This window comes from Pseudomonas sp. D4002, from assembly GCF_013385665.1.
Taxonomy (GTDB): Bacteria; Pseudomonadota; Gammaproteobacteria; order Pseudomonadales; family Pseudomonadaceae; genus Aquipseudomonas.
Genome location: NZ_JACAPN010000002.1, coordinates 55,419 through 62,609 on the forward strand (window position 1 = coordinate 55,419; position 7,191 = coordinate 62,609).

5 protein-coding genes are annotated in these 7,191 nt (G+C 60.7%); all 5 read left to right on the forward strand.

The window, feature by feature from the left end; translation table 11 throughout:
• The first annotated feature begins 106 nt into the window (after positions 1–106).
• The 5 genes from HX824_RS00990 to HX824_RS01010 all read left to right on the forward strand — a co-directional run bounded on the left by HX824_RS00990 (position 107) and on the right by HX824_RS01010 (position 7,046).
• Entirely contained in the window at positions 107–493 is a 387-nt protein-coding gene (locus HX824_RS00990; protein WP_134326679.1) for a cupin domain-containing protein, read from the forward strand.
• A 68-nt stretch (positions 494–561) separates the two neighbouring features.
• Positions 562–972, forward strand: coding sequence for a DUF3757 domain-containing protein (locus HX824_RS00995; protein ID WP_177054036.1), 411 nt, complete (start codon positions 562–564; stop codon positions 970–972).
• Positions 973–1,197: 225 nt separating this feature from the next.
• Complete coding sequence (mexE, locus tag HX824_RS01000) at positions 1,198–2,439, forward strand: multidrug efflux RND transporter periplasmic adaptor subunit MexE (RefSeq protein WP_003210867.1); 1,242 nt, start codon at positions 1,198–1,200, stop codon at positions 2,437–2,439.
• 15 nt (positions 2,440–2,454) lie between these two features.
• Positions 2,455–5,634 (forward strand): efflux RND transporter permease subunit, encoded by a 3,180-nt coding sequence (locus HX824_RS01005; RefSeq protein WP_003210869.1) that lies wholly within the window; start codon positions 2,455–2,457, stop codon positions 5,632–5,634.
• The gene (locus tag HX824_RS01010) at positions 5,631–7,046 is read left to right on the forward strand and encodes an efflux transporter outer membrane subunit (protein WP_102369143.1); all 1,416 of its coding nucleotides are present in this window, start codon (positions 5,631–5,633) and stop codon (positions 7,044–7,046) included. The genes HX824_RS01005 and HX824_RS01010 overlap by 4 nt, the downstream gene beginning before the upstream one ends.
• The last annotated feature ends 145 nt before the right edge of the window (positions 7,047–7,191 follow it).

Genomic DNA, 7,191 nt, shown 5'->3' on the forward strand with positions numbered 1-7,191 from the left:
CAGTTGCACACACCCGGGACCGTCGCGCGCTGCACAATCATTCAATATCCGGCCGGCCGTTGGGCCTACCTTAAGGCTCCAATGTCCCGAAACCCTGGAACCGACAATGCCCGCCTCCCACGCTTCGACGAATTACGCCTCGATCAATTTCGCCCAGAAATACGCCCTGTTCAGCGAGCAATGGGCGCCCAAGGTCGTCGCGCAGATGAACGACTACCAGTTCAAGGTGGTGAAGATCGAAGGTGACTTCATCTGGCACGACCATGCCGACACCGATGAAACCTTTATCGTCCTCGAAGGCACCCTGCGCATCGACTTCCGCGACGGCGCGGTGATCATCAGCCAAGGGGAAATGTACGTGGTGCCCAAGGGCGTCGAGCACAAGCCGCACGCATTGGGTGAGGTGAAGTTGCTGTTGATCGAACCCTGCGGCGTGCTGAACACCGGCAGCGAGGGTGGCGAGCGCACGGCAATCAACGACGTGTGGATTTAGCACCTTCCGGCGTTGCCTGTTTGGGCTAGTCTTTACCTCACAGTTACTCCAGACCAGGAGCACGCGTGATGAACAGGCAGCTCAAGAAAACCTCAGCCCTCGTGATTGCCCTGATGGCGTTGATGGGCAACGTCTACGCTGGCACTGGCGCCTGCCCGCCCACCGATGCCCTTAAAGATACGTACAAAAAGACGCCGACCGGGGAAGTGGTCGCCTACACCGCGTCCGGCCCGGACGGTCGGCAATGGACCGGGCAAAACCCGATGACAGAGCAGAAGGACCTGCACCAGGTCCACTTTGAAAAGGCGGTGATCCAAAGCAGCCAGGGCCAGTCGTCTGTGGCATGCCACTACCTGGATCAGAACCATGAACCGGTAAGCATGACCCTGAAAAACCAGCTCAATGCCAGGCCTCTGGGCAGCGCATGGTCAGGCAACGAATGCACGGCAACCAACCCGGCGCTCTGTACATTTGAATAGCAGACACGCCCGACAATTTATGCGGCGCGCTGTTCCTTGCATCTTGCGCAACAGTCCTTTGTCATCAACAGCATTGATAGCTCCCTAACGAAAGCCCCATGCTAGAGGGCTCGCTTTACGCTTATATCATTCCGAATGATAGTTACCTTTGTTTCATTCGATTCGTGAGATAGCACCCTGCCGAGCATGATCCGCCCATCTTAAATACATTGGCGGATGCACCTCATGGAACAGTCACTCAAACATTTGCGCTATCCCTTGGCCATTTTGGCCGTGATGGTGATGAGCGCCTGCGGCAAAGCGCCCGAACAGGCAGCCGCCATGCCACCAAGCCACGTCAGCGTGGCCAAGGTGCTGGAACAACCGGTCAATGAGTGGGACGAATTCACCGGCCGGCTCGAAGCGCCGGAAACCGTGCAGATCCGTCCGCGCGTGTCGGGCCAGATCGATCAGGTCGCCTTCACCGAAGGTGCCTTGGTCAAGAAAGGCGACCTGTTGTTCCAGATCGACCCACGCCCATTCCAGGCCGAAGTGCGCCGCCTCGAAGCACAACTCGCACAAACCAAGGCCGCCGCCACCCGCAGCGATAACGAAGCCCAGCGCGGCGAACGCCTGCGCCAGAGCAATGCGATCTCCGCCGAGCTGGCCGACTCGCGCACCACCGCCGCCCAGGAAGCCCATGCGACTGTCGCCGGCATCCAGGCGCAGTTGGACCTGGCCAAGCTGAACCTGAGCTTCACCCGTGTCAGCTCGCCCATCAGCGGCCGCGTCAGCCGTGCCGAGATCACCGCCGGCAACCTGGTGACCGCCGATGTCACCGCGCTGACCAGCGTGGTGTCCACCGACAAGGTCTACGCCTACTTCGACGCCGATGAACGTGTGTACCTCAAGTACACCGAACTCGCGCGCCAGGGTCGCCGTGGCGCGACTACCCCGGTGTACCTGGGCCTGTCCAATGAAGACGGCAACCCGCACCTGGGCCAGATGAACTTCGTCGACAACCAGGTCAACCCGGCTACCGGCACCATTCGTGGTCGCGCCGTGTTTGATAACAGCAAGGGCGAATACACCCCAGGCCTGTATGCGCGCCTGAAACTGGTAGGCAGTGGCACCTACTCCGCCGTGCTGATCAGCGACGAAGCCGTGGGCACCGACCTGGGCAAGAAGTTCGTACTGGTGATGGACGGCGACAAGCCTGCCTACCGCGCGGTGGAGCTGGGTCCGAAGATCGAAGGTTTGCGCATCGTGCGCAGCGGCCTGACCAAGGACGACACGATCATCGTCAAGGGTTTGCAGCGCGTTCGCCCGGGGTCGCCGGTTGCACCGGAAACCATCCCGATGGCCAGCAAGGAAACCCTCGCCGCCTTGGCACAACAACGACAAGCGCTTGAAGCCAGCAACCTGGAGCAAGTGGCGCCGGATAAAGCCGCGCCCAAGCTCGCCAGTGTCGCGACTCCACGCGGTTAAGGGATACGACTCAAGATGAATTTTTCCAAGTTCTTCATTTCGCGGCCGATCTTCGCAGCGGTGCTGTCGCTGTTGATCCTGATCGCCGGCGCGATTTCACTGTTCCAGCTACCGATCAGTGAATACCCGGAAGTGGTGCCGCCGACCGTCGTGGTCCGTGCCAACTTCCCGGGCGCCAACCCCAAGGTCATCGGTGAAACCGTGGCCGCGCCTCTGGAGCAAGCCATCACCGGCGTCGAGAACATGCTGTACATGTCCTCGCAATCGACCGCCGACGGCAAGCTGACCCTGACCATCACCTTCGCCCTGGGCACCGACCTGGACAACGCGCAGGTGCAGGTGCAGAACCGGGTAACTCGGACTCAGCCAAAACTGCCCGAGGAAGTGACGCGCATCGGTATTACCGTGGACAAGGCCTCTCCCGACCTGACCATGGTGGTGCACATCACCTCCCCCGACCAGCGCTACAACATGCTCTACCTGTCCAACTACGCGATCCTCAATATCAAGGATGAGCTGGCACGGCTGGGCGGCGTGGGTGATGTGCAGCTGTTCGGCATGGGCGATTACTCCCTGCGTGTGTGGCTGGACCCGAACAAGACCGCCTCGCGCAACCTGACCGCCACCGACGTGGTCACGGCCATTCGCGAACAGAACCGCCAGGTGGCGGCCGGTGCCTTGGGCGCGCAACCTGCGCCGAATGACACCAGCTTCCAGCTGTCGGTCAACACCCAGGGCCGACTGGTCACTGAGGAAGAGTTCGAGAATATCGTCATCCGTGCCGGCGCCAACGGCGAAATCACGCGTTTGAAGGACATTGCACGGGTTGAGCTGGGTTCCAGCCAGTACGCCCTGCGCTCGTTGATCGACAACCAGCCGGCCGTGGCGATCCCGATCTTCCAGCGCCCGGGCTCCAACGCAATCGACATCTCCAATGAAGTGCGCGCCAAGATGGCGGAGCTGAAACAGAGCTTCCCGGAGGGCATGGATTACCGCATCGCCTATGACCCTACCGTCTTCGTACGTGGCTCCATCGAGGCCGTGGTTCACACCCTGTTTGAAGCACTGATCCTGGTGGTGCTGGTGGTGATCCTGTTCCTGCAGACCTGGCGTGCGTCGATCATTCCATTGGTGGCGGTGCCGGTATCGTTGATCGGTACCTTTGCGGTGATGCACCTGTTTGGCTTCTCGCTCAACGCGCTGTCGCTGTTCGGGCTGGTGTTGGCGATCGGTATCGTGGTGGACGACGCCATCGTGGTGGTGGAGAACGTCGAACGGAACATCGAATTGGGCCTGGAACCGTTCCCGGCCACTGAAAAGGCCATGAGCGAAGTAACCGGCCCGATCATCGCGACCGCGTTGGTACTGTGTGCGGTGTTCATTCCAGCGGCATTTATCAGCGGCTTGACCGGCCAGTTCTACAAGCAGTTCGCCTTGACCATTGCGATCTCGACCGTGATCTCGGCGTTCAACTCGCTGACCCTGTCGCCCGCACTGGCAGCGGTATTGCTCAAAGGCCACAACGCGCCGAAAGACGGGTTCTCCAGGTTCCTCGACAGGATGCTGGGCGGCTGGTTGTTCAAACCGTTCAACCGCTTCTTCGACAAGGCCAGCCATGGTTACGTCGGCACGGTACGCCGGGTGATCCGCGGCAGTGGTATCGCGCTGTTTCTGTACGCCGGCCTGATGGTCCTGACCTGGATGGGCTTTGCCCACACGCCGACCGGTTTCGTACCGGCCCAGGACAAGCAATACCTGGTGGCCTTCGCGCAATTGCCGGACGCCGCGAGCCTGGACCGTACCGAAGACGTGATCAAGCGCATGTCCGACATCGCCATGAAACAGCCCGGCGTGGAAAGCGCGATCGCCTTCCCCGGCTTGTCGATCAACGGTTTTACCAACAGCCCGAACAACGGCATCGTGTTCGTGACCTTGAAGCCGTTCGATGAGCGTAAGGACCCGAGCCTGTCTGCCGGTGCGATTGCCGGTGCACTGAATGGCAAGTACAGCAGCATCCAGGAAGCCTACATGGCGATCTTCCCACCGCCGCCGGTACAGGGCCTGGGTACGATCGGCGGGTTCCGCCTGCAGGTCGAAGACCGTGGCAACCTGGGTTACGACGAGCTGTACAAAGAAGTGCAGAACATCATTACGAAGAGCCGTGGCGTGCCTGAGTTGTTCGGCCTGTTCACCAGCTACACGGTCAACGTGCCCCAGGTCGATGCTGCCATCGACCGCGAAAAGGCCAAGACCCATGGCGTGGCGATCAGCGACATCTTCGACACCCTGCAGATCTACCTGGGCTCGTTGTATGCCAACGACTTCAACCGCTTCGGGCGCACCTATCAGGTCAACGTGCAGGCTGAGCAACAGTTCCGCCAGGATGAAGACCAGATCGGCCAGCTGAAAGTGCGCAACAACAAAGGCGAGATGATTCCCCTGGCGACCTTCATCAAGGTCAGCGACACCTCGGGCCCGGACCGCGTGATGCACTACAACGGCTTCATCACCGCCGAGATCAACGGCAACGCCGCACCGGGCTACAGCTCCGGCCAGGCCCAGGCGGCGATCGAGAAACTGTTGAAAGACGAACTGCCCAACGGCATGACCTACGAGTGGACCGACCTGACCTATCAGCAAATCCTCTCGGGCAACACTGCGCTGTTCGTGTTCCCGCTCTGCGTACTGCTGGCGTTCCTGGTACTGGCCGCCCAATACGAAAGCTGGAGCCTGCCACTGGCGGTGATCCTGATCGTACCGATGACGCTGTTGTCGGCCATCACCGGGGTGATTATCTCTGGCGGCGACAACAACATCTTTACCCAGATCGGCCTGATCGTCCTGGTGGGCCTGGCCTGTAAGAACGCGATTCTGATCGTCGAGTTCGCCAAGGATAAACAGCAGGAAGGCCTCGATCCGCTCGCTGCGGTACTGGAAGCCTGCCGTCTGCGTCTGCGGCCGATCCTGATGACCTCGTTCGCCTTCATCATGGGTGTAGTGCCTCTGGTGATGTCCAGCGGTGCCGGTGCCGAGATGCGCCATGCCATGGGTGTGGCGGTGTTCTCCGGGATGATCGGCGTGACCTTCTTCGGTCTGCTGCTGACGCCAGTGTTCTATGTACTGATCCGCCGGTTTGTTGAACGCGGTGAAGCGCGCAAAGCGGCCAAGGCCTTGAAGCTGGAGACACAGCAATGAGCGTGAAAGTATTTTTGCCGAGCTTGCTGGTACTGGCGCTGAGCGCCTGTGCCGTGGGCCCGGACTATAAAACCCAGCCACTGGAGGCGGCCAACGTAACGGCCGCCGCCGACGCCAAGCAATACGACCACGGTAAGTTCGAAGGCATCTGGTGGCAGCAGTTCGAGGACCCGACCCTTAACCAGCTGGTGACTCAATCCCTGCAAGGCAACCGTGACCTGCGGGTGGCATTTGCCCGCCTGCGGGCGGCCCGGGCGATTCGTGACGACGCTGCCAATGACGTGATGCCGGTGATCACCAGCCGTGTCAGCAGCGATGTGGGCAAAGGCCAGATCCCCGGCCAGACCACCCAACGTGTCAACAGTGAGCGTTATGACCTGGGCCTGGACATGGCCTGGGAAGTGGACTTGTTCGGCCGCATCCGCCGCAACCTGGAGGCCAGCGACGCTGACCAACAGGTTGCCGAAGCTGACTTGTATCAGCTGCAAGTCACGATGATTGCCGAGTTGGTGGACGCTTACGGTCAACTGCGGGGCGCGCAACTGCGCGAGAAAATCGCGGTGGCCAACCTGAAGAACCAGGAAGACTCACGCGGTATCACGGTCAGCCTGCGGGACGCCGGTGTGGGCGATCAACTCGATGTGGTACGGGCCGATGCGCGTCTGGCGGCTGTAGAAGCCAGTGTGCCGCAGCTGCAGGCCGAGGAAGTTCGCGAGCGTAATCGTATCGCTACCCTGCTCGGTGAGCGGCCGGACAAGTTGAGCGTGGATTTGAGCCCGAAAGATTTGCCGGCGATTGCCAAGGCGTTGCCGATTGGTGATCCGGGGCAGCTGCTGCAACGTCGTCCGGACATTCTCAGTGCCGAGCGTAAGTTGGCAGCCGCCACGGCGCGGATTGGGGTGGCCAAGGCTGATCTGTTTCCGCGGGTGAGCCTCAGTGGGTTCCTCGGGTTTACCGCTGGGCGGGGTTCGCAGATTGGGTCGGCGGCGGCGAATGCCTGGTCGCTGGGTCCGAGCATTACCTGGGCGGCGTTTGACCTGGGCAGTGTGCGGGCAAGGTTGCGTGGTGCGGATGCCGAGGCGGATGGCGCCCTGGCGACTTATGAGCAGCAGGTGCTGTTGGCGCTGGAAGAATCGGAGAATGCCTTCAGTGATTACGGCAAACGCCAGCAGCGGTTGGTCTCGCTGATTCGTCAGAGTGAGTCGAGCCGGGCTGCTGCGGATCTGGCGGAGATTCGTTACCGCGAAGGGACGGTGGACTTCCTGGTGTTGCTGGACGCGCAGCGTGAGCGTTTGGCCGCCGAGGACTCCCAGGCTCAGGCCGAAGTGGATCTGTATCGTGGGATCGTCGCGATCTACAAGGCGTTGGGCGGTGGGTGGCAGCCGAGTACCACGATTGCCAGTGCCAAGTGATTTGACTTAAAGAGCTCCTTTGGTTGGTCGCATCCAGCCAATTTTTAGCCCCGTGCCGTCATTCGGTCGCGGGGCTTTTTTTTTGCTCGCTTGTGGTGTGTGCATATCCGTTATTTCGGTCAGGGCTGCTATTGGTTCCGCTCTT

Bases quoted from the DNA above. Each gene is read 5' to 3' on its own strand.
- HX824_RS00990 (WP_134326679.1), top strand. From the start codon at position 107: ATGCCCGCCTCCCACGCTTCGACGAATTACGCCTCGATCAATTTCGCC.
- HX824_RS00995 (WP_177054036.1), top strand. From the start codon at position 562: ATGAACAGGCAGCTCAAGAAAACCTCAGCCCTCGTGATTGCCCTGATG.
- mexE (WP_003210867.1), top strand. From the start codon at position 1,198: ATGGAACAGTCACTCAAACATTTGCGCTATCCCTTGGCCATTTTGGCC.
- HX824_RS01005 (WP_003210869.1), top strand. From the start codon at position 2,455: ATGAATTTTTCCAAGTTCTTCATTTCGCGGCCGATCTTCGCAGCGGTG.
- HX824_RS01010 (WP_102369143.1), top strand. From the start codon at position 5,631: ATGAGCGTGAAAGTATTTTTGCCGAGCTTGCTGGTACTGGCGCTGAGC.